Below are 24,079 nucleotides of genomic sequence, written 5' to 3' on the forward strand. Positions count from 1 at the left end.
CCAGGATTACCGTTAATGCAACATCAGAGCGTTAGCGCATGCTCCACCGTCGGAAGGATCGCCATGTCCTCGCAGCGGACCGCCCCTGCACCGCAGACCCCGATCCCGGCCTGGACGGTGGGGGAGTTCGTCGTCCGCCGGATCGACGAGGTCGAACTGCCGCCGCAGACCGGCCCCTGGCTGCTGCCCGGCGCCACGCCCGAGACGGTCTCCGCCGCCCCCTGGCTGCAGCCCGACTTCGCCGGCGCCGACCGCGTCCTGCGCCTGGCCAGCCACACCTTCGCCCTGGATGCGGGCGGGCTGCGGATTCTCGTCGACACCGGCATCGGCAACGGCAAGGACCGCGCCAACCCCGCCTGGCACCGCCTCGACACCGACTACCTGCAGCGCCTGGAGCGGGCCGGGTTCTCCCCGGAGACCGTGGACCTGGTCGTCCTCACCCACCTGCACACCGACCACGTCGGCTGGAACACCCGCCTCCAGGACGGCGCCTGGGAGCCCACCTTCCCCAACGCCCGCCACCTCACCAGCCGCACCGAGTGGGACTACTGGGCGTCCATGGACATGGAGGAGCCCCGCCGGCAGATGTTCCGCGACTCCGTCCATCCCGTCCACGACCGCGGGCTGCTCGATCCGGTCGACGTGCCCGCGGAAGGCCTGGAGATCGCCCCCGGCGTCACCCTCGTACCCGCCCCGGGTCACACCCCCGGCCAGGTCGCCGTCCGGTTGGGCAGCGGCGGCAGTGCGGCCCTGATCACCGGCGACTGCATCCACCACCCCGTGCAGCTCGCCGCGCCCGACATCCACAGCCACGTCGACATCGACCCGGAGCAGGCCCGGGCGACCCGTCGCGAACTCCTCGCCGCCCTCGCCGACACCGACACGCTGCTCCTCGGCAGCCACTTCCCGCCGCCCACCGCGGGCCTGGTGCGCCGCGACGGCGCGGCCTACCGCCTCGAGCCCGTCCCCGCCGGGCGGGCATGACCACGCCCCACCCTCCCGTCCTCGAGTCGGTTTCGTGGGTGCTTTTCGTAGGTGGGCCAGCACTCGGCTGACGCACGAAATTTGCTTTTAGGATGGTCCCATGAGCCGCAGACCGATGGTGCGCCCCGGCGGCCGGAGCGCCCGGGTGCAGGAGGCCGTCCACACCGCCGTGCGTGAACTGGACGCCGAGGTGGGCCGTTCGGCGCTGACCGTCCCCCTGGTCGCCGCCCGGGCGGGCGTCACCCCGTCGACGGTCTACCGCCGCTGGGGCGACCTGCAGGAACTGCTGTCCGACGTGGCCGTCGAGCACCTGCGCCCCGACGCCCCGCCCGAGGACCACGGCTCACTCGCGGCCGACCTGCAGCACTGGGCCGAGCAGTTCCTCGAGGAGATGGCCTCCCCGGCAGGCCGGTCCTACGTCCGCGACGCCCTGCTCGGCGACCCGGACGGCGACAACGCCGGCCGCTGCTCTGCCTACGCCGCGGAACAGCTCCAGATCGTGCTCGACCGCGCGGCCCAGCGCGGCGAACCCGCCCCGGACGTCGAGACCCTCCTCGACCGGATCGTGGCACCCATGACGTACCGCATCCTGTTCCGCCCCGACGGCCTCGAACCCCCCTACGCCCACCGGCTCGTCCAGGAGGCGCTGGAGGTACCCGCCGCACCCGCCGGCTGACCCACCTGCCGCCCCCGGCCCTCAGCTGCTTCGGGCCGGGCGGGCCTGGGCGGGGAGCCGGGTGGCCCTGGAGCGGGCCCACCAGTGGAAGGCGAGTGCGGCCACGGCGCTGATCACCGCTGCCTGGGTGAAGGCCCCGGGTGTCCAGTGGCGCAGGGCGGGGGAGAACGACAGGGCCAGCAGCGGCACGGCCACGGCCGGGCCCGCCGAGTACCAGGCGGTGAAGGACAGGACGTTGTTCGCGCCGCTGCCGGTCGCCCGGGCCGGGCGGTAGAGCAGGTCGCGGCGGGCCGCACCCCGGCAGGCGTTCACCAGCGCTGCGCCGACCAGCGGCGGGACGGCAACCGGGGCGAGCCAGGCCGCCGGGCCTGCGCCGCAGAGGACGGCCACGGTGCTCCCGGCTGCGGCGAGCAGCACGCCGAGCACGGTGGGGACGACGGCATGGCGCAGCATCAGGCCGGCGAACGGGTAGGGCGTCCAGAAGGACCGGCGTACGTCGTCCGTCTCGATCCGGGCCGGTTCGAGGAGCTGGGCGACGGCCAGGTAGCCGAAGACCATGGCGACGGCGGTGGCGGTCGAGGCCTGGGCGCCCGGAACACCGCGGGCGGGTACGGCACACAGCAGCGCCGGGACGGTCAGCAGCACCGCGCGGCCGAGCCGGGCGGGCGAGCGGAGCAGGGCGAGCGCATCCCGCCAGTACACGACGAGCCAGGCCCGGCGGGGCGCCGGCAGGCGGACGTTCAGCCGGCGGTCGCCGCCGGAGGCCGCGTTCACGGCCAGCCGCGCGGCGCGCGGTTCGATCGTCCGCAGGGCGGCGAGCACACCGGCGGCGTTCCTGGCCCGCTCCCGCAGGACGGTCAGTGACACCGTGGCGGCGGCCCGGTCGGCGTGGACCAGGCACACCGCGGTCGAGACGACCAGCAGCACGGCTGCCGCCCAGGCTCCCGGAACGGCGGCCGGCGTCGGGGCCAGTGCGGCGATCCCCGCCCAGCCCCACGGGCCGGACCACAGCACCACCCGCTCCAGCCAGTGGACGGAGTGCCCCGCGGCGGCCAGGGCGCTCTGCACGGCGAGAGCCAGGACCAGCACGGTGGCGTACGGGGTGAGGCGGCGCGCCAGGCGGGCCGCCCGTCCGCTCCGCTGCACGGCCAGTGCGGCGCAGACGCCCAGCAGCGGCAGGCAGACACCGCCGGCGAGGCACCAGCCGAGGGTGGCGGGCAGCCCGGTCCGTACGGTCAGCCCGAGCACGACCACGGCACCCGCGGCGGCCACCAGGCCGGGGAACAGGGCCAGCCCGCAGGACAGCCAGAACCAGGGCCGCAGCACCGGCCGGGGGCGGACCGGGTGGGCCAGCAGCCAGTCGACGGTCGCCCGCGGCGGCACGACCGGCCCGCGCCAGAGCCCGTCGCGGACGGCGAGCAGCAGCGTGGCCAGCCCGACGGCCGCGATCCCGCTCGGCATGGCCGCCAGCAGTGCGGGCCCGTGCGCGGTGTAGTCGGCGCCCATCGAGGCCTGTACGAACAGGCCGAAGCTCGGCACACCGCCCCAGACGACCAGGACGAGCACCGTGCAGTAGAGCACGTAGGCCGCCTGCCGGGCCCGGTTGAAGCGGTGCGGTGCGCGCAGGGTGCGCAGCAGGGCCAGTGCCTCGTCCGTCCAGTCGTCGTCCGCCGTCCATTCGGCCGGCGCACCGTCGACCGTCTCCTCCACGGCGCTCACCGGGCACCCGCCGACACGGCCGGGCCGCCTCCGGCCGCGTTGGCGGCTTCGGCGGGCAGGACCTCCTCGGGGACGCCCTGCCGGACGACCGCGCCCTCCTCCAGCACCACCACCCGGTCGGCCACCGCCAGGGCGAGCCCGGCGTCGTGCGTGACCAGCAGCACCGCCACGCCGTCCGCGAGTTCGGCCTTGAGCAGGTCGGCGAGGCGCCGGCGGGCACCGGGGTCGAGGCGCTGCTCGGGCTCGTCGAGCAGCAGCAGGTCCCGCGGGCGGACGAGGGCGCAGGCCAGCAGCAGGGACTGCATCTGCCCGGAGGAGAGGGCCGAGGTCAGCGCGTCGGCCCGCTCGGCGAGCATCCGGTCCTCCAGCACCTGCCGGACCCACTCCGCGGCACCGGCGACACCGTGCGCGACGGCGACCAGCAGCAGGTGCTCACGGACCGTGAGATCCGGGTAGCAGGCGACCGTGTCGCCGACGACCGCCACCCGGGCCCTGATCCGGGGATCGTTCTCGTCCATCGCCAGGCCGTCGAACCGGACGGTGCCCGCGGTCGGCAGGTCGCGGCCCGCCGCGATCCGCAGCAGCGTCGACTTGCCCGACCCGTTGTGGCCGACCAGCGCCACGCACTCGCCGGCGGCGACCGCGAGGTCCACCGGGCGCAGCACCTCCCGGTCGCCGTACGAGCGGCTCACCCCGGTCAGTCGGAGCAGTGCCGTCCTTGTGGCGGAGCGCGGTTCGGCCGGGTTCTCGGACATGTGGGCGGTACCTCTCGACGATCGGTCGGATCACCCTACCGACCGGTCCCGCGGGCCCGCCGACCGCGGGCGTCCGTACCCGTCGATCGGCGGGGGCCGCGGCCGCCGAAGGGCCGGTCGAAAACGAAGTGAACCGGGACGGCCCGGGCGGCAGACTGACCGTCATGACTCCACCGGACGATCCCAAGACCGACCTCCGGCGCTATCTGCAGTACGCCCGCGACGCCCTGCTGTGGAAGCTCGACGGGCTCTCGGAGTACGACATCCGCCGCCCGCTGACGCCCACCGGCACCAACCTCCTGGGCCTGGTCAAGCATGCGGGCTGCGCCGAATTCGGCTACCTGGGCGACGCCTTCGGCCGCCCCTCCGGCGAGCCGGGGCCCCTGTTCGGCGACGGCTCCGAACCCAACGCCCACATGTGGGCCACCGCCGACGAATCGCGCGAGTACATCGTCGAGCGCTACCGCAGGGCCTGGGCGCACACCGACGCCACCGTCGAGGCACTCCCGCTCGACGCGGTCGGCAAGGTGCCGTGGTGGCCGAGCCACGCGAACGAAGTGACCCTGAACCACGCCCTGGTACGGGTGATCGCCGACACCCACCGGCACGCCGGCCACGCCGACATCCTCCGCGAACTCCTCGACGGCGCCGTGGGGATGAACGAGAACAACACCGGCATGGCATCGGACGACCCGGCCTGGTGGGAGGAGTACCGCACCCGCCTGCAGCACACGGCCGAACAGGCCCGCCGGGCCCGCCCGTGAGGGGATACGGCCGCCGTGCCCCCCGGCCCGTCACCGGCCGCCGCCCGCCTCGGCCGAGGCGGGCGGCGTCTCAGACGTGGCAGTGGACGTTGACCACGAGCATGTCGCCCGGCAGAGCCGCCAGGTAGGCGTCGATGTGGTCGTAGCCTGCCGGAACATCGGGCTCGTGCCGGCAGTCGGACGGGTCGTCACAGGTGCCGTGCACACCCGCGCCACCGTCCTCGTACCACCACCCCGCCGGGGTGAGGAGGTTGCGTGTGGGCAGGGCGTAGGCGGTCTGCCACTCGACGAACTCCTGGCGGGGCATGCCTCCGATGCGGGCAACCGGGTCCATCGGGCGCAGGAAGTCCCACCGGTAGCACTCGGTGGGCAGCGTCCTCAGGTAGCTCCGGTACGCCTGCAGCAGGGGCTGACCGTCGTAGTCCTCGCTGGCGCGCCGGGACGGGTAGGCCCGCGGATCGGCGCTGTGGCGATCGAGGTACAGGCGCCACGGCCGGGCCGGCGGCAGCTCTGCCGCGAGGTCGTGCCAGCGCTGCCACGCCGCGTCGGCCAGCTCCCGCGCCACCTCGCGCGAGGCGGAGAGGTCGAGGAGCTCACGAGGCCCGCCCGCGCACCAGCCGAAGTCGTTGGCCACCGGTACGTGCCCGGTCAGCCACCGGCTCGGGAACTCGTGGAGCAGCCGGCTGTCCCGCTCGTGGCCCCGGAGCACAGGGAACCCGCCGCCGTGCACCGTGCCGCCGGTGATCCGCCAGGAGTCCCAGATGTCCAGGTCGTCGCCGCGTTCGTAGTCGCGCTCGAAGGGCGCCATCGCCTCGGCGACCGCCGCCTCCACCCTCCCCGCTTCCTGCGCGGGCAGACACACTGTGATGCTCATTCCGGCCATGGGCGCATCAGATCACTCCCCCTGCACCGCCGACCAGCGAATTTGCCCGAGCCGTCAGCGCATCGCAGGACCCCACCCCTAGGGAATCCCCGACCTCGGGAGTCGGGGCTGTTCCCGATGGTGCCGGCCGTACGCCGGGCCGCAGGATGGCGATATGACGATCATGCGGACCAACCACCGTCCCGGCCGCCGGCGGCGCGGCCTCACTGCTGCTGCCGTCTGTGCGGCCGCCGCACTCGGCAGCCTGGCGACCGCCCTCCCGGCGCAGGCGGCGACGGACTCCACGGCGTTACCGGCCCGGTCCGTCCGGGCGGCCGCGCCGAGCCTGCCGGCCCCGACCGGCGGACACCGGGTCGGGGAGGTCGCACTGCACCTCGTCGACCACAGCCGGACGGACCCGTGGCAGCCGGACCACGGCTCCCGGGAGCTGATGGCCACCGTGTACTACCCCGCGGACCGGGCCGCCGGACACCCCGCTGCGCCGTACATGCTGCCGAAGGCCGCCGCGCACTTCGACGCGGTGACGGCCAACACCTTCCTCGGCCTCGACGTGCCGACCGGGCAGGCCGACTGGGCCGCCGTCCGTACGCACGCGGTGGCCGGTGCGTCCGTCGCCGCCCGGGCCGGACGGCTGCCGGTGGTGGTCTACTCGCCCGGGCTCGGCGAACCGCGGACCTGGGGGACCACGCTGGTGGCGGACCTGGCGAGCCGGGGCTACGCGGTGGTCACCGTCGACCACACCTACGAGGCACCGGAGGTCCAGTTCCCGGACGGCTCACTGGCCACCATGGTCGCGCCGGGCGACCCCGCCGCGTTCATCCGGAAGGCCCTGGACGTCCGGGTCGCCGACACCCGGTTCGTCCTGGACCGGTTGGAGGCGCTGAACGCCGGCCGCAACCCCGACGCCGACGGCAGGACGCTGCCCGCCGGTCTCGCCGGAGCCCTCGACCTGTCCCGGGTCGGCATGGCCGGCCACTCGATGGGCGGCACGGCCGCGGCCCTCGCCATGGACGCCGACCCGAGGATCACCGCCGGCATCGACATGGACGGCAACCTGACCGACTTCGACGGCAAGCCGCTGCCGGTGGCCGAGCACGGGCTCGCCCGGCCGTTCCTGCTGCTCGGCAAGGACGGCGACACCGACACCGGGCCCGGCTGGCAGGCGTTCCGCGCCCACACCCCGGGCTGGGCGCGGGAGCTGAAGCTGCGCGGCTCGGAGCACGCGTCGTTCACGGACGCCGAGGCACTGCTCCCGCAGCTCGGCCTGCCGCCGGCCACCCTGGTGAAGGACATCGGCACGATCGAACCGGCCACCGCGATCCGCACCACGGAGGCCTATGTGGCGGCCTACTTCGACCGGTGGCTGCGGGGACGTTGCAGCGACCTGCTCGACGGGCCCTCCGCCCGCTACCCGGAGATGGAGTTCGTGGGCTGACCCGGAGTCAGCCCCGCGGCGCGTCCAGGCCCGCGGCTGCGGCGAGTGCGTCCGCGAGGGCGTCCACCAGCGGGTCGCAGACGGCGGTGCGGCGGACGGTGACGACCCGGCTCGGCGGGTGGCCGTCGACCGGCACGAAGGCGATGCCGGGACGCGCGTACTTGCGGGCCGCCCCGGCCGGGAGCAGACCGACGGCGCCCTCCCACAGGACGGTGTGCAGGCACTCCTCGACGGTCGCCACCACCGGGCCGGGCGCGTCGTCCTCCCCGGCGGCGAGCCAGTAGCCGCGCCACCGGGCGTCGGTGCCCGGCGGCAGGCGGAAGCGCGGGCGGTCGGCCAGCTCCCCGACGTGCAGGCGCGGGCGGGCCGCCAGCGGATCGTCCGCCGGGACGGCCGCGACCACCGCCTCCTCGCCGAGCACACGGACCGTCAGACCGTCGGTGTCGAAAGGCAGCCGGGTGAGGGCCAAGTCCACCCGTCCCTCCCGCAGGCCGGCCGTCGGATCGGTGATCGGCGCCTCCCGCAGCCGTACCCGGACCTCGGGACGGGTGCGGCGCAGCGCGGCCAGTGCCGTCGGACCGACCTGCGGACCGGCGCCCGCCGCGGTGCCCAGGACGAGGATGCGTCCGGCCTCGGCGCCGCGGACCCGCTGGCGGGCGCGTTCGGCGCGTTCCAGCAGGTCCCGGGCCTCCGTCAGCAGGACCTCTCCGGCCGGGGTGAGCCGCGCCCCGGTCGGGACGCGGTCGAACAGCCGGCACCCGAGATCGGCCTCCAGGTCACGGATGCGGCGGCTGAGCGGCGGCTGGGCGAGATGCAGCCGTGCCGCGGCGCGGCCGAAGTGGCCCTCCTCGGCCACGGCGACGAAACAGCGCAACGCCCGCAGGTCCATGACCGGCCACGATACCGAGGACGGCACCGCCCTCCGAAACCGGTCTTGGACGGGCCCGCGGCACCCGCGGTGAGGTGGTGTCAGGCGCCGGGCACCCGGTCCGCCGCCACCCACCACCGCAGGAGACACATCCGTGTACGCGCACCCCGACGACCTGCACCGCGCCCGTTCCGTCGGCCGCGGCGCCCCGGCCGAGTTCGCCGCCTGGCTCGCCTTCCAGCAGGCCGTGGACCGGGAGGACGGGGCGGTGCCGCGCCGCTACCGCGAGCTGATCTCGGTGGCGGTCGCGCTCGTCACCCAGTGCTCCTACTGCCTGGACGTCCACACCGCCGCCGCCCGGCGGCACGGCGTGACCGCCGAAGAACTCGCCGAGACCGCGTTCGTCACCGCCTCCGTCCGGGCGGGCGGCACACTGGCGCACGCCCTGCTCGCCGACCGCCTCTTCGAGCAGCACGGCCACGGCGGGGAAACCGCCCACGGGTGAGCGGGCGGCCGTTGGCAGGGGCCGCAGAAAAAGGTGCGCTCGGCCGTCACATCGCTGCGCCGCGATCCGTCAGTGCAGTGACGGCATCGAGCGAATCCCGAGAGGAACACCGACCATGAGCGCTTCTTCGACCACCAACGGCACCACCGCATCGTCCGCCACCGCATCGTCCGCCACCGCGGGGGCCGCCGAGCGGTCGCGGATGTCCGACCCGGTGGCGCAGGTGCCGGAGCTGCAGGAGCTGGGCGGCTGGCTGTACCGCGCCACCGGCAACCGCTCCGTGCCGCGGACCACGATCAGCCTCGTCCAGCTGCGCGCGGGCCAGATCGTGGGCAGCACCTACCTCGCCGTCCAGCACGCCGACAACCTCCGGAAGGCCGGCGAGTCGGAGGAGCGCATCACCGCGGTCGCGACCTGGCACGACGCGCCGTACTTCACCCCGGCCGAGCGCGTGGCCCTCGCCCTGGTCGAGGCCGTCCTCACCCCGCCGGCCGGCGGGGGAGAGCGGGTCTCGGACGAGCTGTACGCCGAGGCGGCCGCGCACTACGACCCCAAGGCCCTGACGACGCTCACCCTCGCGATCGGCCAGGTCAACTTCTTCGTCCCGCTCGCCCTCATCGGCAAGCCGCTGCCCGGCCGGAAGCCCGCCGAGCAGTGGACCTGACGCCCGGGCCCGGCGGCACGCAATGAGCCGAACGCAATGAGCCGAACGCAATGAGAAAGGCAAGGAGACCGACGCTCCTTGCCACTCTCAATATATAGCGCACCGGGGGCCTTGCGGCAAGGCCCCCGTAGTGGCGCAGAATTGTCGGCCGAGGTCAGGACCTGGGGAAAACCGGGGATTCGCGGAAATGCGTTCCCTTCTCGGCGGACGGGGATTTCATGATTGACGTGATCGTGGTCGGCAGCGGACCGACCGGACTGATGCTCGCCGGCGAATTGCGGCTGCACGGCGTCCACGTGCTCGTCATCGACAAGGCGGCGGAGCCGACCGTGCAGTCCCGCGCGCTCGGCCTGCACGTGCGGAGCATCGAGGTGATGGACCAGCGCGGTCTGCTGGAGAAGTTCCTCGAACTCGGGAAGCAGTTCAGGGTCGGCGGTTTCTTCGCCGGCCTGGCCAAGCAGTGGCCCGACGGGCTGGACACCGCGCATTCGTACGTCCTCGGCATTCCGCAGCGCGTCACCGAACGCCTGCTGACCGAACACGCCACCGGGCTCGGCGCCGAGATCCGGCGGGGCTGCGAACTGGTCGGGCTGAGCCAGGACGAGGACGGGGTGAGCGCCGAGCTGGCCGACGGCACACGGCTGCGCTCGCGCTACCTCGTCGGCTGCGACGGCGGCCGCAGCACGGTGCGCAGGCTGCTCGGCGTCGGCTTCCCCGGCGAGCCCGCCAGGGTGGAGACGCTGCTGGGCGAGATGGAGCTGGACGTTCCGGCGGAGACCCTGGCCGAGGTGGTGGCCGAAGTCCGCAGGACCCAGCTGAGGTTCGGCGCCATGCCGCTCGGGGACGGGGCGTACCGGGTCATCGTGCCCGCCGAGGGAGTGGCCGAGGACCGTACGGCCGCACCGACCCTGGAGGACTTCAAGCAGCAGCTGAGGGCGGTCGCGGGCACCGACTTCGGCGTGCACTCGCCGCGCTGGCTCTCCCGCTTCGGCGACGCCACCCGGCTGGCCGAGCACTACCGCGTCGGCCGGGTGCTGCTGGCCGGCGACGCGGCGCACATCCACCCGCCGACCGGCGGGCAGGGCCTCAACCTCGGGATCCAGGACGCCTTCAACCTCGGCTGGAAGCTGGCCGCCGAGATCGACGGCCGGGCACCGGAAGGGCTGCTGGACACCTACCACTCCGAACGGCACCCGGTGGCCGCCGAGGTGCTGGACAACACCCGTGCGCAGATGGAGCTGCTGTCCACCGAGCCCGGCCCCCGGGCCGTGCGGCGGCTGCTGTCGGAACTGATGGACTTCGAGGAGGTGAACCGCCACCTGATCGAGAAGATCACGGCCATCGGCGTCCGCTACGACTTCGGCGAGGGCCACGAACTGCTCGGCCGGCGCATGCGGGACATCGGGCTGAAGCATGGACGCCTGTACGAGCTGATGCACGGCGGCCGCGGCCTGCTGCTCGACCCGACCGGCCGCCTCTCCGTGGCGGGCTGGGCGGACCGGGTCGACCACGTCGTCGACGTCGGCGAGGAACTGGACGCACCCGCCGTACTGCTGCGGCCCGACGGCCACGTGGCCTGGGTCGGCGAGGACCAGAAGGACCTCCTCGCCGCCCTGCCCAGGTGGTTCGGCGCTGCGGCCGGCTGATGCAGTGCTCCAGGAGGCAACGGCCGTCCGACCGGGTGATGGGCCTGCCCTGCAAGAGTTCTGACGGATCGTCGATCGGAGCGGCTGCGGCTCTTGACGCGCGGCCCCGGCCCGGACAGGGTATGGCCCGGTCCGGGTGCGGTCGGACGGCGTGAACTCCCCTCCCTCGGGGAGCCCCTCCAAGTCGTCACCGATCCCTCGGAGAGCTGTTCCGTGTCCAGACTTCTTCACCGCCTCGCCGCCGTTGCGGCGGGCACGGCGCTGGCCGTCGCCGGCCCGTTCGCATCCGGCGCGCACGCCGACACCCCGGCCGCCGCCAACCTCGCCACCAACCCGGGATTCGAGATCCCCGCACTGCCGCTGGACGACTGGGGCGCGATCCCCGGCTGGCAGTGCACCGTGGGCGAGGCCGCCGTCACCGGGACGGCCCGCAGCGGCGCCTCCGCCCTCACCGTGACCCCCGCGGGGGAGGGCTCCACCGGGCGCTGCGAGCAGACCCTGAGCGTCCGGCCGGGCACCACCTACACGGTGTCCGCCTGGGTGCGCGGCGCGTACGTCTTCCTGGGCGCCGAGGGCACCGGACACGACGCCGCACCCGCCTGGACCCCGGACACCGGCGGCGAATGGCGGCAGCTCACCACCTCCTTCACCACCGGCACGGCGACGACCGCCGTCCGCCTCTACCTCCACGGCTGGTACGGCCAGGGCGCCTACGCCGTCGACGACGTACGGGTGGACGGCCCCGCGCCGGCACCCGCCCGCGCCCTGTGGAACGTGCCCACCACCGACCCGGTCGTCTTCGTCACCGTCGACGACGGCTGGCAGCGCACGCCCGAGGCGGCCGCCCTCGTCGCCGAACGCCGGGTGCCCGTCACCGCCTTCCCGCTGCCGATGCCGCTCGGCTTCGACCCCGAGTGGTTCCGCAAGGTCACGGCCGGGCCCGGCTCCTCCGTCCAGATCCACAGCGTCTCGCACCGCGACCTCACCACCCTGAGCCCCGAGGAGCAGCAGGCGGAGATCTGCGGCGCCCGCGACGCCGTCCTGCGGCGCACCGGGACGACACCCGCGGTCGTCCGGCCGCCGTACCTGGCCTGGAACGCCGACACCCTGCAGGCGGCCGCCAACTGCGGCATCACCACGGTCATGACCGCCACCGCGGACTTCAGCTGGGGCGCGTCCAACGTCTACCACGGCGGGCCGCTGCGCCCCGGTGACGTGGTGCTGCTGCACTTCACCGACACCCTCGCGAGCGACCTGGCACGGGTGCTGGATGCAGCCGACGCGGCCGGCCTGCGGCCCGCAGGCCTTGCGCAGTACCTCTCCTGACCGCTCGGCGGGCTGCCCGGAGGACACCGAAGGGCAGCCCGCCGCCGTCACCCCCGTGCGCGGGCCTGTCGACGGGCGGTCAGAACATGCCGTTGGTGTTCCGGGCCTCGTCGGGGATCTGCTGCATGACGTCCCAGTGTTCGGCGATCCTGCCGTCCTCCAGGCGGAAGATGTCGACGATCGCCGTCCCGGGGCCGCCGGGCACCCGGACGCCGTGGACATGGGCGATCACATGGTCGCCCTCGGCGAAGATCCGCTTCACCTCGGCGCGGAGCCGAGGGAAATCGGCCCTGAGCGTTTCGACGAACTCCCGGAGCCCGTCCGGCCCGTCGGCGATCCGGGGGTTGTGCTGCACGTAGCTGCGGCTGATCAGCTCCGCCGCCGCCTCGTGGTCCTTGTCGTTGATCGCCGCCCGGTAGAAGGCCAGCACGGTCTGCTTGTTCTCCTCGAGTCGTGCGTTCTGCATGGCTCCCCCTCGTAGGTGAACAGCTGTATGTGAACAGCTGTAGCGCTACGAATGCAGGGCAACGATCGTGCGGATACGATGAGCGGCCGTGGACGACAAGTCACCGATCAAGCGAGAGCCGCGCGGACGCAACCCCCGCGGTCAGGGCGAACGCCTCCGCGAGGAGATCGTCGTCGCCACCGTGCGCATGCTGGACGCACTCGGCGACGACCAGGCACTGTCCCTGCGGGCCGTGGCCCGCGAGATCAACGTGGCGGCGACCTCGGTGTACCTCCACTTCCCCGACCACGACGCCCTCGTCCTCGCCGCCCTGGAGCGCTGCCACCGGGACCTGGTGCTCGCCGTGCAGCAGGCCGAGGACGCCGCGGACGACGCCGCGGCCCGACTGCGCGCCCGCACCCTCGTGCTGGGGTCATGGGCGCACGACCACCCCGGCCTGTACAAGGTGCTGCACGAGAGCACCCTCAACCGGCGGGCCGACATGCCCTTCAAGGAGGAGCTGGGCCTCGCGACGACGGCCGCCGTCCGGCGCTGCATGGATGCCGGACTGGCCCCCGCCGCCGACGCCGCCGAGGTGGCCCTCGACCTGCGGGCCGCCGTCCACGGCGCGGTCTCCCTGCGCGTCAACGAGCCCGACCGCGCCTGGCCCCCGCTGGAGGAGCAGGTCGACCGCTTCCTCCACCGGCTGGTCGGACTGTCACAAGCCCCGCCCGGCACGGCAAGCCGTCCGTAGGCCCCGCCCCACCGGCCGACTGTCCGTGCCGCGCCGTAGCCTGCGCGCATGGCCACCACCGACCTCGAGCAGCACCTCGTCCTGGTCGACGAGCTGCTCGCGCAGCCCTTCCCGGAGCGGCACGTCAGCGACGCCGCCGGGCACGCCGGCCCGGACCACCGCGTGTACTTCCTGAAGCAGAGCCAGGACTTCTGGGACGACGAGGACGGCCGGGCCCTGATGGCGGCGGACGCGGAAATGCAGGCCTGCCTCGACGCCCTGGTCGCAGCGCTCGCGGCACGCTGGGGCGACCCGATCTCCGTCGACCTCTGGCCGTATCTGAAGGCCGGCTGCGAGGGCGAGGAGGTGCCGGAGCCGATCGGCTTCCTCAGCCGGCTGGCCGGCAGCATGCAGGCATGGCCACTCCCCGGGACGGGCCGCTGGCTGGCGATAGCCGTCGGCCAGGGGGGACAAGGAACTGCCGCTCGAACTGGTGGCCGTGGTCGGCATGTCCGCCGTGCTCGACCCTGCCGCGGCCGACCGCCCCTGACGCAGCACGCGCAGTCGCCGCCGAACCGCTGACGGCGCGGCACGGCTGCGACAGCGGCGGTCGGTGCGTCGGCCGCCCCGCACGGTGGGGTGGGGTCAGCCGACCGCGGTGAGGCGGAAGGACCGGGCGCTGCCGCCGGTGCAGGCCCACTGCTGGAGCCGGGCGCCGTCGGCGGTGGAGACACCGGTGACGTCGAGGACCTGTCCGGTGGAGGCGGCATTGCGGTTGGCGACCTGCTGTTCGTCAGGGGCTCCACCGGCCCGGCGCCGGCGCTCTGAGGCGGGGTCAGTGCACGTGGCGCCGCAGCCGGTGTGACGACCTGTGGGGTGCACCCTCGCTTCGTCCGCTCAGGACGCGAGGCGGTGGCCGCTCCGGGGTTCGCGCTGCGGCAGTTCGACCACCGCGACCCCGACCCCGCGGAGGAACTCGACGACGGAGTCCGCGGTGCGGCCGTTCAGGGAGAACACCCAGCGGCCCGGGACCAGCACCTCGGTGACCCGGCCGAGGGCGGCCTGGGCGAGGAGCCGACGGAGCTCGGGCTTGAGGGCACCGGAGGACGAGCCGTTGTCGAGGTAGACGTGCGGAGAGCCGAGGCCGATCTCCCGGGCGTGATCCTCTAGGGCCCTCCGGTGGAGGTCCATCCGCCAGCTGTCGTACGGATAACAGCGAAGGTAGACCGCAGTGCGGGTGCCGGTCCGGTGAACCTCCGTGACGGCCATTGCCACTCCTCGTCGAGCGGTGCCGGCGTCTCGGCGCGTCGCGCGCGTGCACCGGCGTGTCTTCCATCATGGACTGGACCAATCGGATATGTCCAGACCATTGGGTGGATTCACGCCCGTGTTCGGCGTGTGGGTTTCTGTCGGATTCCCTCGTTGTCCCCGGGGTGCCGCGGCCGGAGGCTCCCCGGAAGGGCCCCCGGGGCGGCCGGGAGTCTCGGGGGGTCGCCGACCGGAGACCCGGCTCGATGACGGAGAGTCGGCTCGTGATGACGAAGAGTTGCGAACTCTCTTGACAAGGGTCATGCCCGGCTCGACGCTCTCCCATGCTTGGTTCCGTTCGGTTCAGTGCATTTGTGTGCTGATCGCGACCTGGAGGCTGCCCATGGCTCGGATCTCCAACACGAATCGACACGGGGTCGTCGGCTTAGCGACCACCCTGGCCGTGCTGGCCGGCGGCGGTGCCCTGAGCGCCGCCGCCCTCGTCGGCCTCGACCTGGCGACCGCCGCCCCGGCCGCCGCACTGCAGAACTCCCAGGCCCTCACCCCGCAGATGGGCTTCAACAACTGGAACTCCACGTACTGCCGGGCCGAGTTCAACGAGGCCATGGTGAAGGGCATCGCCGACATCTTCGTCTCGCGGGGGCTGAAGGACGCCGGCTACACCTACGTCAACCTCGACGACTGCTGGGCGCTGCCGAACCGCGACGCCTCCGGCAACCTCGTGCCCGACCCCGTCCGGTTCCCGCACGGCATCAAGGCGGTCGCCGACTACGTCCACTCCAAGGGCCTGAAGTTCGGGATCTACTCCAGTGCCGGTACCAGGACCTGCGACGGGCTGGGTTTCCCCGGCGCGCTCGGCCACGAGCAGCAGGACGCAAACCTGTGGGCCTCCTGGGGCGTCGACTACCTGAAGTACGACAACTGCTACAACCAGGGCGTCGACGCCCAGCAGCGGTACAAGGCCATGGGCGCCGCGCTCAGGGCGACCGGCCGCAGCATCCTCTACTCCGTCTGCGAGTGGGGGAGCAGCCGGCCCTGGACGTGGGCTCAGGAGGTCGGCAACTCCTGGCGCACCACCGGGGACATCTCCGACTCCTGGTCCAGCATGATCTCCATCGCGCACGCCAACCAGTCCCTGGCCCCGTACGCGGGTCCCGGCGCCTGGAACGACCCCGACATGCTGGAGGTCGGCAACGGCGGCATGACCGACACCGAGTACCGCACCCACTTCAGCCTGTGGGCGCAGATGGCGGCGCCCCTGCTGATCGGCACCGACCTGCGCAGCGCGAGCGCCGCGACGATGGCGATCCTCACCAACACCGACGTGATCGCCGTCGACCAGGACCCGCTGGGCCGGCAGGGCACGGTGATCTCCTCCCAGGGCGGGCTGGTCGTGATGAGCAAGCCGCTGGCCGACGGCGGCCGCTCCGTCACCCTGACCAACGAGACCGGCACCGCGCAGACGGTCTCCACCACCGCCGCGGCGGCCGGGATCGGCGGCGCCGCCTCGTACACGCTCAAGGACCTGTGGTCCAAGCAGACCACCACCACGACCGGGGCGATCGGCGCCACGGTGCCCCCGCACGGCACGGTGATGTTCCGGGTCACCCCGAGCGCGCCGACCCCGCTGCCCACCGGGGCCTTCCAGCTCGGCGACTCGGCCTGGACGGCGGCCGGCGGCGGCTGGGGCCCGGTCGAGCGCAACCACAGCAACGGCGAGACCGCGCCCGGCGACGGACGGACCCTCACCATCGGCGGCACCGCGTACGCCAAGGGCCTCGGCACGCACTCCGATTCGGAGATCCGCTACCACCTCGGCGGGACGTGCACCGGCCTCGTCGTGGACGTCGGCGTCGACGACGAGGCCGGCAGCAGCGGCTCGGTGCGGTTCCAGGTCTACCGCGACGCCGCGCTGGTCGCCGACAGCGGGGTCCGGCGCGGCACCGACCCGGCCCTGCGTCTGACCGCGGACCTCACCGGCGGCACCGTCCTCCGGCTGGTGGTCACCGACGGCGGCGACGGCAAGGCCTACGACCACGCCGACTGGGCCGGCGCCCGGATCGGCTGCGGGGCGGCACCGTCGGCCGGCACCCACGAGCTGAGCGACCTGCCGTGGTCCACCGCCCTCAGCGGCTGGGGCCCGGTCGAGCGGGACAGGAGCAACGGCGAGGCCGCGGGCGGCGACGGACGGACCCTCACCATCGGCGGCACCGCGTACGCCAAGGGCCTCGGCGTCCACGCCGCTTCGACGATCACCTACTACCTCGGCGGCAGGTGCAGCGTGCTGAGCACCGACGTCGGCGTGGACGAGGAGGTCGGCAGCAAGGGCGCGGTCGGCTTCCAGATCCTTGCCGACGGTGCCAAGGTGGCCGACAGCGGTACGGTCACCGGCGCGGGCGGCGCCGTGCACCTCGACGCCCCGCTCACCGGCGCCTACGAGCTGACCCTGCAGGTCGGTGACGGCGGCGACGGAATCGACTTCGACCACGCGGACTGGGCCGCGCCCAGACTGGCCTGCTCCTGATCTCCCATCGGCAACGCCGGCCGGTCCTGCAGCGCTCGCGGCTGCAGGACCGGCCGCGTGTCGGGCGAGGCCCGCCCGTGCACTGGGGGCGGCCGGCGTCAAGGTCTCCCGATAACCGATTTCGGGGCCGGAAGCCGCATGCCCGCCCGTTTCCGCCGCCCGTTCCGACCGGAAATTGCTTACCGCCCGGGGGCCGTTTCGGCCGACCGGTGGTGCCGAAGATCGGCTGCGCTATATTCGGAGCCGTCGGCAGGGCGTACCACGAAGGGCCGGGAAAGCCGTGGCAGACCAAGGACTGCTCGCACAGCAGCGGCGTGCCCTGATCCTCGAAGCGGTGCGGCGCGACGGCGCCGTACGAGTCTCGGAACTCGTGGTCAGCCTGGGTGTCTCGGACATGACCGTGCGGCGCGATCTCGACGCGCTCGAACGGCAGGGAGCAGTGGAGAAGGTCCACGGTGGCGCCGTTGCGACGGCCGGCAGCGGTGAACGGCAGGGCTGTTGCAAGGTCGATGTGATCTTGCAAAGCGCCTGGTCATCGGGGGTGTGACCGGAAAGACCGAAGCTCCGTTGGTGTGAGTGACCTCTCAAGTCGCTTACTACCAACGGAGCTTCGGTGTTCTGTGAGTCTTCCATGCCCGCGGCCGTGCTGTCGTGCGTTGTCACCGGTGCGGGTGACGGGCCCGAGGCGTGGGACCCGCGGGATCGGCGCGGACGGCGGTATCCACTGCTCGCACTGGTCCGCGCGGCGGCCTGCGCGGTGGTGGCCGGGGCCCGTTCGTACGCGGCGATTGGTCAGTGGCTACGGCGCGCCCCGCAGCACACGCTGGAGAGGCTGGGCTTCCCGCCGCGCGGCGCGCTGGGCGTGCGGCCGGCGGCGTCGATGGACACTGTGCGCCGTGTGGTCGAGAAGCTGAACCCGGCCGGGCTCGCTGTCCTGCTGCAGCCGGTCGGCGAGCCGGGTCCCCGGCCACGCCGGCTCGCGGCGGACGGCAAGAGCGCGAGGGGCTCACGCACCCGAGACCGGCAGGCCGCCCACCTGCTCTCGGTCGTCGACCAGGACGACCGTCTGCTGGCTCAGCTGCGGGTGCCGGACGGGACGAACGAGATCCCGTGCCTGCGGGACCTGCTGGCGGCGCTGGACATCTCCGGTACGGTCGTCACCGCCGACGCCCTGCACACCCAGGTCGAGACCGCCCGGTTCCTGGTCGAGGACAAGAAGGCCCACTTCGTCCTGACGGTGAAGGCCAACCAGCCGACCCTGCACGCCAGCTGCCGGGCCTTGCCCTGGAAGCAGGCCACCGCCAAGTACTACGACCGCAGCCGGGGCCACGGTCGCACCGAGACCCGGGTCGTCCAGGTCCTCACCGTCTCCCACTTCGCGTTCCCGCACGTCAGGCAGGTCGCCCGGATCACTCGTCACCGCACCGAACAGGCCACCGGCAAGCGGACCCGCGAGACCGTCTACGTGGTCACCGACCTGCCCTCGTCGCGGGCGAAGCCCGAGAACCTCGCCCAGGCCGTCCGCGGGCACTGGGGCATCGAGAACAAGATCCACTACGTTCGTGACACCCTCTGGGACGAGGACCGTTCCCAGGTCCGCACCGGTCACGGCCCGGAGAACATGGCCGGCTTGCGCAACACCGCGCTCAACCACCTGCGCGCCGACGGCGCCACCAACATCGCCGCGGCCGTCCGCGACCTGTCCTACGAACCCTTCACCAAGCCCCTCGACCTCCTCGGCATCCCCCGTTGACCAGCGCGAATGCCAGAGAAATCAGACCTTGCAAGAGCCCTGGGATCGCCGGGACGCCAAGGTGGCCCTGCTGACCTCCGACGACCAGATCTGCGCCACCGGCCCGGACCCGGCGGCCTGCGACAAGGGCAGCCTCGTCGCCCGCATCGGCTTCTCCGGCGAGCAGATGGGCACCGAGGTCGGCAAGCGTGCCGCCGAGGAGTTCAAGAAGGCCGGCTGGAACCCGGCCGAGACCCGGACCGTCTCCGCCTGGAAGCAGGACGTCACCGTCTGCGGCGACCGTGTGAAGGCCGCCAAGGCGGCGTTCGCGGCCGGCGTCGGCGCCCAGGTGCAGAACATCGACGTCCCCACCGACAACACCCCGACCGGCGCCCAGGACAAGATCGCGGCCACCATCACCGCCAACGCGGGCGTCAAGCGCTGGGTCGTCTGGGGCTGCAACGACGAGAACGTCCAGGGCGGTGTCACGGCCCTGGAGAACGCCGGCGTCGGCGCCGACAACGTGATCGGCGTCGGCCTCGGCGCGTACCTCGCCTGCAAGAACTGGAGCGGCAGCAAGCCGACCGGCATGAAGGCCGCCCTGTTCATCAACGGCAAGGACGTCGGCGCCCTCGCCGTCCAGACCATGTACGACAAGCTCAAGAACAGCAAGGACTTCCCGAAGGAGGCCTTCGCGCCCACCACCATGGTCGACCCGACCACGTGGAAGTCCGCCGGCGTCTCCTGCAGCTGACACCCCCTCGGCCGGCCGGCCCGAACACCCGGGCCGGCCGCCGCTGCCCGGCCCCGGCAGCCCCGCGCGACGAGCTCCTCCCACCCTCCCGCCACCCTCCCGCACGAATCGAAGGTGACACCATGAGCAGGGCCCACGACGCGAACCCGAATCCCGGGCCGCCCACCGCACCGCCCCCCGGCAGCGCCGGTGTGCGGAACGTCTCCAAGCGGTTCGGCGCAGTGCAGGCTCTCGACGGCGTCACCCTCGACTTCCCCGCCGGCCGGGTCACCGCCCTCATGGGCGAGAACGGCGCGGGGAAGTCCACCCTCCTCAAGATCCTGACGGGTGACCACAGGCCCACCGGGGGCAGCGTCGTCATCGACGGCAAGCCGGTCCAGTTCGCCACGCCGACGGACGCCCGCCGCGCCGGCATCCGGATCATCCCGCAGGAGCCGGAGATCATCCCGCACGTCTCGGTCGCCGAGAACGTCTACGCCGGTGCGCTGCCCCGCACCGCCGGACGCCGCCTGGACCGAGCCGAACTGCGCCGCCGCATCACCGCCGACCTCCATCGTCTCGGCTTCGACAAGGTCCTCGACCCGGATCTGCCCGGCTCCCGACTCACCCCGGCCCAGCGCCAACTGGTCGAGATCCTGCGGGCGCTGACCGGCGAGGCCAAGGTCATCGCCTTCGACGAGCCCACCTCCTCGCTCTCCGAGCACGAGGTCGACGCGCTGTTCGCGCTGATCCGCCGGCTGCGCAGCGACGGCGTCGCCGTCGTCTACGTCTCCCACCGCATGCAGGAGATCTTCCAACTCGCCGACCGCATCGCCGTCCTGCGCGACGGCACGCTGGCCGGCGTCCAGGACGCGGCCACCACCGGCGAGGGCGAACTCGTCCGCCTCATGGTCGGCCGCGACCTCTCCACCATGTTCTCCCGCAGCCACGTCGCCACCGACCGCCTGGTCCTCGACGTCCGCGGCGTCACCACCGACGACGTCCGCGACATCGACCTGCAGATCCACGCCGGCGAAGTCGTCGGCCTGGCCGGCCTGATCGGCGCCGGGCGCTCCGAACTCGCCCTCGCCCTCGCCGGCGACAGGCCGATCCACTCCGGCACCGTCACCATCGACGGCCGGCGGCTGCCCTCCGGCAGGCCCGGTGCCGTCATCCGCGCCGGCCTCGGCCTCGCCCCCGAGGAGCGCAAGGCGCAGGCACTGTTCCTGCACCGCTCGATCCGCGACAACACCTCGACCGTCGTGCTGGAACGGCTGCGCCGCTTCCGCTTCGTCAGGCGGGCGGCCGAGCGCGACCTCGCCCAGCAGTACGCCGACCGGTTGCGGGTGCGCACCCCGTCCATCGAGCACGAGGTCCGCAAGCTGTCCGGCGGCAACCAGCAGAAGGTCGTCCTCGCCCGCTGGCTCGCCCGCAGGCCCAAGGTGCTGATCCTGGACGAGCCGACCCGCGGCATCGACGTCGGCGCCAAGGCCGAGATCTACCAGATCATCGCCGACCTCGCGGAGGAGGGCGTCGCCATCCTGGTGATCTCCTCCGAACTCCCCGAGGTCCTCGGCCTCGCCGACCGCATCGTCGTCATGCAGAACGGCCGGATCACCGGCGAACTGGACCGCGCCCACGCCTCCGAGGAGGCCGTCCTCAACCTCGCCATGGCCGACGACATCGCCCCTGCCCCCGCGACTGGAGCATCCGCATGACCGCCACGACCACCCCGCCCGTCGCCGACAGCGCCCCCGGCCGGAAGAACGCGGGCCCCGCCGCCCTCCTCGCCTCCGTCGGCGGACAGAACCTCAGCCTGATCGGCGCCCTGATCGTGGTGCTCGCCCTGTTCGGCGTGCTGAACGACAACTACCTCAGCGTCTCCAACATGCAGGTCATCGCCGAGGCCGCCACCATCACCGGCCTGCTCGCCGTGGTGCAGACCGTCGTCATCATCTGCGGCGGCCTCGACATCTCGGTCGGCTCCCAGGCCGGCGTGGCCTCCGTGGTCAGCGCCATGGCCTTCACCGGTGCGGGCTCCAACGCCTTCGTCGGCATGGCCGCCGCCGTCGGCGTCGGCCTCCTGGTCGGCATCCTCAACGGCGTGATCATCGTCTACGGCCGGGTCAACCCCACCATCGCCACCCTGGCCGGCCTCGCCGCCTACAAGGGCCTCGCCCAGCTGCTCTCCGACGGCCGCGCCCAGGGCTACGTCCTCAACAACGACGTGTTCGTCTTCCTCGGCCGCGGCAAGATCGCCGGCCTGCCGATGATGGTCTGGATACTCATCCTCACCTCCCTCGCCGTCCACCTGCTGCTCAAGTACACCGACATCGGCCGCAACATCTACGCCATCGGCGGCAACGACACCGCCGCCCGCCTGGCCGGCATCAACATCAACAAGTACCTGGTCGCCGTCTACGCCCTGATCGGCGTCGTCGCCGCCGTCGCCGGCATCCTGCTCACCGCCCGCACCGGCAGCGGCCAGCCCACCTCCGGCAGCGAGGGCCTGGAACTCAAGGCCATCACCGCCGCCGCCCTCGGCGGCTGCGCCCTCAAGGGCGGCAAGGGCGGCATCGGCGGCACCCTGCTCGCCGTCGCCCTCCTCGGCTGCCTCGAGAACGGCCTGACCGTCGAAGGCATCAACTCCTTCTGGCAGAACGTCGCCCAGGGCGCCCTGCTGGTCGTCGCCGTGGTGATCCAGCAGCGCCGCAGCGGCGAACGCGCCATCGGCCTCCCCACCTGACGGCGGAGCACCGACGGGCCGGCGCCGAGCTGTGCTGCGCCCGACACCCCCGCCCCACGGCCGGCCGGGAGGCACCCCGCCCCACGGCCGGCCCCTTTCCGACGTGCCGTCGGCAAGGCATCGACTTGGGTTAGCCTCGCCGCCGCCACCACCGCCACCACCGTCAGCGGCTTCGTCGGCTTCGTGGGTCTGGTCGTACCCCACCTGCTGCGCATGGCCGCAGGTCCCGGCCACCGCTTCCTGCTGCCCGCCTCCGCCCTCGGCGGTGCACTCGTCCTGGTCGTCGGCGACCTCGCCGCGCGCACCCTCGCCGCACCCGCCGAACTGCCGCTCGGCGTCCTCACCGCACTGATCGGCGGCCCGTTCTTCTTCTGGCTGCTGCGCCGCACCCGGAACCGCCAGGGAGGCTGGGCATGAGACTGCACAGCCGCCCGACCGCCGTCCCCGAACGGCCCGTACCCGGGGCCGAACCGCTCACCGCCGAAGGAGTCCGGCTGGCCCGCGCGGCCGGCCCCTGCTCACCGCTCACCGGCGCCGGCCTGACCGTGCGGGCCGGCGAGATCGTCGCCCTGCTCGGGCCGAACGGCGCCGGCAAGTCCACCCTGCTCTCCGTCCGCGCCGGAGACCTCGCCCCCGGTGGGTCCGCCTCCACGGACGCCCGCTCGACCGGTACGCCACCGCCGAACTCGCCCGCCACCGCGCGCTGCTGCCGCAGGCCGCCGAACTCTCCTTCCCGTTCCCCGCCGGAGAGGTCGTCCGGATGGGCAGGGCCCCGTGGCACGGCACCGCCGCCGCCGACTGGGACGAGAACGCGGTGGACCGGGCCATGGCCGCCACCGAATGCACCCACCTCGCCGAACGGCCCTTCACCGCGCTCTCCGGTGGCGAACGCGCCCGCGTCGCCCTCGCCCGGGTACTCGCCCGGCACACGCCGCTGCTGCTCTCGACGAGCCGACCGCCGCCCTCGACCTGCGCCACCAGGAACTGGTCCTGCGCGTCGCGCGGCGGCGAGCCGACGCCGGCGACGGCGTGGCGGTCGTCCTGCACGACCTGTCACTGGCCGCAGCCCACGCCGACCGCATCGTCCTCATGGACAATGGCACCACCGTCGCCGACGGTCCGGCCGCCGACGTCCTGCAACCACCCCTGCTCGGCCACGTCTACGGCCACCCGGTGGAAGTGCTCGCACATCCGCGCACCGGGGCGCCCCTCGTACTCCCCGAACGCCCGGCCCGACCCCGGGAGGTGCGTGGCCCGGGAGGATGAGCCGTCCGGGACCGGATCGTTACCGGCCCACGCGGCGACACGAATGCTTTGTGTACCACCCTTTGGGTGGTGCGGGTGGACCATGGTGACCTGGGTGCAGCTGTGCCGGACGGCGGAGGTGTCCTGTGGACGGTGACTGGTGGCAGGGCCCGGTCGGGCAATGGGTGTGCGAGGCGCGGTCCGTGGGGCAGGCCAGGGTCGGCGGCTTCCTCGCCGACCTGGCCGAGGACACGCCCAGGGCCTGCACGGCGCCGCATCTGCGGCTCCCCCTGGCGGATGCGGCACTGGCCCTCGGCCTGCCGCTCGGCGTCCTCCTCGAAGCCCTGGCGGCTCTGGAGGAGGCGGGCCTGCTCAGCCGCACCGCCGACACCGAGATCCTGCTCCACCTGCCACGCGGCGCATAGCG

General features: G+C 73.2%; 22 protein-coding genes and 5 pseudogenes. 20 read left to right on the forward strand and 7 right to left on the reverse strand.

Going from position 1 to position 24,079, the window contains the following annotated elements; all coding sequences use genetic code 11:
- Window positions 1-63: 63 nt before the first annotated feature.
- Window positions 64-984, forward strand: coding sequence for an MBL fold metallo-hydrolase (locus ACQ614_RS37430; RefSeq protein WP_431683600.1), 921 nt, complete (start codon window positions 64-66; stop codon window positions 982-984).
- A gap of 100 nt (window positions 985-1,084) precedes the next feature.
- Window positions 1,085-1,660: a TetR/AcrR family transcriptional regulator gene (locus ACQ614_RS37435; protein ID WP_431683601.1), complete on the forward strand. Its 576-nt coding sequence runs from the start codon at window positions 1,085-1,087 to the stop codon at window positions 1,658-1,660.
- 21 nt (window positions 1,661-1,681) lie between these two features.
- Here the strand turns inward: ACQ614_RS37435 and ACQ614_RS37440 are convergent, their stop codons facing one another.
- Together ACQ614_RS37440 and ACQ614_RS37445 are read right to left on the reverse strand one after the other, a co-directional pair.
- On the reverse strand, window positions 1,682-3,379 hold the full coding sequence (locus tag ACQ614_RS37440; protein WP_431683602.1) for a hypothetical protein: 1,698 nt from the start codon (window positions 3,377-3,379) through the stop codon (window positions 1,682-1,684).
- A complete protein-coding gene (locus ACQ614_RS37445; RefSeq protein ID WP_431683603.1) occupies window positions 3,376-4,134 on the reverse strand; it encodes an ABC transporter ATP-binding protein in 759 nt (252 codons plus the stop codon). Before ACQ614_RS37445 ends, ACQ614_RS37440 begins: the two co-directional genes overlap by 4 nt.
- Window positions 4,135-4,298: 164 nt before the next feature.
- Between ACQ614_RS37445 and ACQ614_RS37450 the strand changes: the two genes are divergently transcribed.
- Window positions 4,299-4,898: a DinB family protein gene (locus tag ACQ614_RS37450; RefSeq protein WP_431683604.1), complete on the forward strand. Its 600-nt coding sequence runs from the start codon at window positions 4,299-4,301 to the stop codon at window positions 4,896-4,898.
- A 70-nt stretch (window positions 4,899-4,968) separates the two neighbouring features.
- On the opposite strand, the gene ACQ614_RS37455 is transcribed toward ACQ614_RS37450, so the two are convergent.
- Window positions 4,969-5,772 (reverse strand): hypothetical protein, encoded by an 804-nt coding sequence (locus ACQ614_RS37455; RefSeq protein WP_431683605.1) that lies wholly within the window; start codon window positions 5,770-5,772, stop codon window positions 4,969-4,971.
- A 163-nt stretch (window positions 5,773-5,935) separates the two neighbouring features.
- Between ACQ614_RS37455 and ACQ614_RS37460 the strand changes: the two genes are divergently transcribed.
- A complete protein-coding gene (locus ACQ614_RS37460; protein ID WP_431683606.1) occupies window positions 5,936-7,216 on the forward strand; it encodes an alpha/beta hydrolase family protein in 1,281 nt (426 codons plus the stop codon).
- Between the two features lie 7 nt (window positions 7,217-7,223).
- Here ACQ614_RS37460 and ACQ614_RS37465 read toward each other — a convergent pair whose 3' ends face one another.
- Window positions 7,224-8,105, reverse strand: a complete 882-nt coding sequence (locus ACQ614_RS37465) for a LysR substrate-binding domain-containing protein (protein WP_431683607.1) — start codon at window positions 8,103-8,105, stop codon at window positions 7,224-7,226.
- Between the two features lie 133 nt (window positions 8,106-8,238).
- Between ACQ614_RS37465 and ACQ614_RS37470 the strand changes: the two genes are divergently transcribed.
- The 4 genes from ACQ614_RS37470 (at window position 8,239) to ACQ614_RS37485 (ending at window position 12,225) form a co-directional block, all read left to right on the forward strand.
- Complete coding sequence (locus ACQ614_RS37470; protein ID WP_363492846.1) at window positions 8,239-8,589, forward strand: carboxymuconolactone decarboxylase family protein; 351 nt, start codon at window positions 8,239-8,241, stop codon at window positions 8,587-8,589.
- 115 nt (window positions 8,590-8,704) lie between these two features.
- On the forward strand, window positions 8,705-9,253 hold the full coding sequence (locus tag ACQ614_RS37475) for a carboxymuconolactone decarboxylase family protein (protein WP_431683608.1): 549 nt from the start codon (window positions 8,705-8,707) through the stop codon (window positions 9,251-9,253).
- A 218-nt stretch (window positions 9,254-9,471) separates the two neighbouring features.
- Window positions 9,472-10,899, forward strand: coding sequence for a rifampin monooxygenase (gene rox / locus ACQ614_RS37480; protein ID WP_431683609.1), 1,428 nt, complete (start codon window positions 9,472-9,474; stop codon window positions 10,897-10,899).
- Between the two features lie 213 nt (window positions 10,900-11,112).
- Window positions 11,113-12,225, forward strand: coding sequence for a polysaccharide deacetylase family protein (locus ACQ614_RS37485; protein ID WP_431683610.1), 1,113 nt, complete (start codon window positions 11,113-11,115; stop codon window positions 12,223-12,225).
- A gap of 79 nt (window positions 12,226-12,304) precedes the next feature.
- Here ACQ614_RS37485 and ACQ614_RS37490 read toward each other — a convergent pair whose 3' ends face one another.
- Window positions 12,305-12,691 carry a nuclear transport factor 2 family protein gene (locus tag ACQ614_RS37490; RefSeq protein ID WP_431683611.1) on the reverse strand — a complete coding sequence of 129 codons (387 nt, stop codon included), beginning with the start codon at window positions 12,689-12,691 and terminating at the stop codon, window positions 12,305-12,307.
- A gap of 88 nt (window positions 12,692-12,779) precedes the next feature.
- Here ACQ614_RS37490 and ACQ614_RS37495 point away from each other — a divergent pair, with 88 nt between their 5' ends.
- Both ACQ614_RS37495 and ACQ614_RS37500 read left to right on the forward strand, forming a co-directional pair.
- A complete protein-coding gene (locus ACQ614_RS37495; protein WP_431683612.1) occupies window positions 12,780-13,424 on the forward strand; it encodes a TetR/AcrR family transcriptional regulator in 645 nt (214 codons plus the stop codon).
- Window positions 13,425-13,472: 48 nt separating this feature from the next.
- Window positions 13,473-13,985 (forward strand): hypothetical protein, encoded by a 513-nt coding sequence (locus tag ACQ614_RS37500; RefSeq protein ID WP_431683613.1) that lies wholly within the window; start codon window positions 13,473-13,475, stop codon window positions 13,983-13,985.
- Between the two features lie 63 nt (window positions 13,986-14,048).
- Here the strand turns inward: ACQ614_RS37500 and ACQ614_RS37505 are convergent, their stop codons facing one another.
- Window positions 14,049-14,285 carry an RICIN domain-containing protein gene (locus ACQ614_RS37505; RefSeq protein ID WP_431683614.1) on the reverse strand — a complete coding sequence of 79 codons (237 nt, stop codon included), beginning with the start codon at window positions 14,283-14,285 and terminating at the stop codon, window positions 14,049-14,051.
- 15 nt (window positions 14,286-14,300) lie between these two features.
- Complete coding sequence (locus tag ACQ614_RS37510; RefSeq protein ID WP_431683615.1) at window positions 14,301-14,672, reverse strand: hypothetical protein; 372 nt, start codon at window positions 14,670-14,672, stop codon at window positions 14,301-14,303.
- Between the two features lie 382 nt (window positions 14,673-15,054).
- Here ACQ614_RS37510 and ACQ614_RS37515 point away from each other — a divergent pair.
- The 10 genes and pseudogenes from ACQ614_RS37515 to ACQ614_RS37560 all read left to right on the forward strand — a co-directional run.
- Window positions 15,055-16,740, forward strand: a pseudogene (locus tag ACQ614_RS37515) (NPCBM/NEW2 domain-containing protein); the annotation flags it as partial.
- 33 nt (window positions 16,741-16,773) lie between these two features.
- A pseudogene (locus tag ACQ614_RS37520) lies at window positions 16,774-17,196 on the forward strand (NPCBM/NEW2 domain-containing protein); the annotation flags it as partial.
- A 280-nt stretch (window positions 17,197-17,476) separates the two neighbouring features.
- A pseudogene (locus ACQ614_RS37525) lies at window positions 17,477-17,671 on the forward strand (DeoR family transcriptional regulator); the annotation flags it as partial.
- A 156-nt stretch (window positions 17,672-17,827) separates the two neighbouring features.
- Entirely contained in the window at window positions 17,828-18,949 is a 1,122-nt protein-coding gene (locus tag ACQ614_RS37530; protein WP_431676013.1) for an ISAs1 family transposase, read from the forward strand.
- Window positions 18,950-18,977: 28 nt separating this feature from the next.
- Window positions 18,978-19,682, forward strand: coding sequence for a substrate-binding domain-containing protein (locus ACQ614_RS37535; RefSeq protein ID WP_431683616.1), 705 nt, complete (start codon window positions 18,978-18,980; stop codon window positions 19,680-19,682).
- A 122-nt stretch (window positions 19,683-19,804) separates the two neighbouring features.
- The gene (locus tag ACQ614_RS37540) at window positions 19,805-21,379 is read left to right on the forward strand and encodes a sugar ABC transporter ATP-binding protein (RefSeq protein WP_431683617.1); all 1,575 of its coding nucleotides are present in this window, start codon (window positions 19,805-19,807) and stop codon (window positions 21,377-21,379) included.
- The gene (locus tag ACQ614_RS37545) at window positions 21,376-22,407 is read left to right on the forward strand and encodes an ABC transporter permease (protein WP_431683618.1); all 1,032 of its coding nucleotides are present in this window, start codon (window positions 21,376-21,378) and stop codon (window positions 22,405-22,407) included. Before ACQ614_RS37540 ends, ACQ614_RS37545 begins: the two co-directional genes overlap by 4 nt.
- 168 nt (window positions 22,408-22,575) lie before the next feature.
- Window positions 22,576-22,824, forward strand: a pseudogene (locus tag ACQ614_RS37550) (iron chelate uptake ABC transporter family permease subunit); the annotation flags it as partial.
- A pseudogene (locus tag ACQ614_RS37555) lies at window positions 22,821-23,673 on the forward strand (heme ABC transporter ATP-binding protein). The pseudogenes ACQ614_RS37550 and ACQ614_RS37555, both read left to right, overlap by 4 nt.
- Window positions 23,674-23,855: 182 nt before the next feature.
- The gene (locus tag ACQ614_RS37560; protein WP_431683619.1) at window positions 23,856-24,077 is read left to right on the forward strand and encodes a hypothetical protein; all 222 of its coding nucleotides are present in this window, start codon (window positions 23,856-23,858) and stop codon (window positions 24,075-24,077) included.
- Window positions 24,078-24,079 lie beyond the last annotated feature (2 nt).

Origin of the sequence: Kitasatospora dryopteridis, assembly GCF_050749075.1 — a bacterium.
Taxonomy (GTDB): Bacteria; Actinomycetota; Actinomycetes; order Streptomycetales; family Streptomycetaceae; genus Kitasatospora.